Annotated in this window: 2 protein-coding genes; both read right to left on the bottom strand. The window is 58.0% G+C overall.

Features of this window, described 5'->3' with window-relative positions; translation table 11 throughout:
* On the bottom strand, window positions 1-646 hold a 646-nt coding region (locus tag ABJK56_RS01180; RefSeq protein ID WP_347242837.1), incomplete at its 3' end, for a hypothetical protein.
* The coding region (locus tag ABJK56_RS01175; RefSeq protein WP_347242836.1) for an NAD(P)/FAD-dependent oxidoreductase at window positions 643-1,729 on the bottom strand (1,087 nt) is incomplete at its 5' end. The genes ABJK56_RS01175 and ABJK56_RS01180, both read right to left, overlap by 4 nt.

Below are 1,729 nucleotides of genomic sequence, written 5' to 3'. Positions count from 1 at the left end.
CCTCCAGTTCCCGGCTGGTCAACCGCAGGCGACTCAGAGCATCCTGCAGGCTGCGCATATTCAGGTAAGTTAGGAAGCCCCCCGTGGAAACCAGCATGATCATCACAAAGGCGATTGTGGCTATTTCCCGCCCTGGCCCCACCGAGAGCGGAGGAGCGTAGACTCCAAACAGGCCCAGGAGAGCCAGCAGGATGCCGTATCCTGCCAGTAAACCCGTCATCTGCAGAGCATAAGCCGGAGATGCCAGGGTTCCAGCGACCACAATAGTCCATAATTGAAGGGGCCATGCGGGGGACCGCAGCCCATCAAAGACCAGGATCGCCAGGGAAACGCTGACAAAGTTCACCCAAGAATAGAAGCTGGCAACTGGTTTCACTCGTCCCCGCTTGGCCCAAATCAAACAAGCCAGGGAAAGGGGGAGATAGGCCGCCGGGAAAGCCACGGCTACCCAGAAAGCAACGTTTTCCATAAGCCCTAGGAGCCGGAGAATTACAAAGGTCAGAGCAATGGCCGTTGCTGTGCCTGTGCTGATAAACATTAGGGTGTTGAAGAGACGGCCAAGCCGGGTCTCCTCTTCATCCTGAGCCCTCACAGCAATAGCCCGTTCCCACCAGCCGACCAACTTGGTTCGCCAACTTGGTTTCATAAGGCCCTCCGGTTACTGCCCCAAGTCGTCCAGCCCAGCAGAAAATTCTTTACGATCCACCCTGTTACCCGGCCCAGCCGCCACCAGAGCAGGTGCTGCAACCCAGGCTGGCGCAGGCGATAGAAGATGGACGCAGCAGCCGTCCGCCGTCGGACCGACCGGCCCACAGGGCTCTTCAAAAGTTCTTTCTGGTAGTTCTGAAATGAAAAGTCTCCGGACTTAAAGGCTTCCACGATCCTCCTTGCGGCGATCGCTCCCTGGCCTAATGCGGGCCCAATACCCTCTCCAAAAATCCCCTCCACTCCCGCCGCATCACCCACCAGCAGAATACGCGGAGCGAAAAAAACCCCGTTTGCCCGAAATACGGGGACGGACTCGCCATAGAGCGGATAATCCTCCAGACGGTAACCGTGTCGGGCCATCTCTTCTGCCAGGAGAGAGGTCATTTGGCGGCGACTCTCACGAGAACCAATCGCGAAATTCGCAATGCCCCATGACCGCATCAATCGCCCCCGAATCAAAATGGGGAAGTCCCACACATACCCCGGCACTCCACGGGAAATGCAAAAGAAATCGAAATATCCCGCATCCGGAAGGTGCGGGGACTTCTCCTTGGGCATTACCCATAATGTCAAGGCGCAGGCAAAGGGGGGACGCTGATAACCTGGTACCGCGCGCCGCACTACACTGTGGGCCCCGTCGGCGCCAATAACCACTTCGGCCAGGTATGCCCCTTTCGAGGTGAGGAGTTTCACTCCTCTTGCCTCCAGTGTGATTCGCTCAACGGATGTCTCTTCCAGAATGGCCAGGCCGTGCTCCCGGGCCTTTTGGACCAGCCAGGCATCCAGTTCTTCCCGATGAATTACGCGAAAACCGTAGCCTTCACCCAGCCGGATACGGACTCCCCTCCCCTCAAAGAGGAAATGGGCCCAATCCAGATCCACGTGAGGCACCTCGGTCACATCCAAGCCCAGATTTTTCAGCACCCTTTCCGCGTCAGGAGTGACCCCTCCGCCACACAGTTTGTTGCGCGGGTGACGGGCCTTTTCCAGGATTACAGTCCGGGAGGCCAGATCGGGCGAC

Origin of the sequence: Thermogutta sp. (assembly GCF_039793925.1) — a bacterium.
Lineage (GTDB): Bacteria > Planctomycetota > Planctomycetia > Pirellulales > Thermoguttaceae > Thermogutta.
Note: the sequence above shows the minus strand (reverse complement) of the source record. Positions and strands in the feature narration are given on the sequence as shown.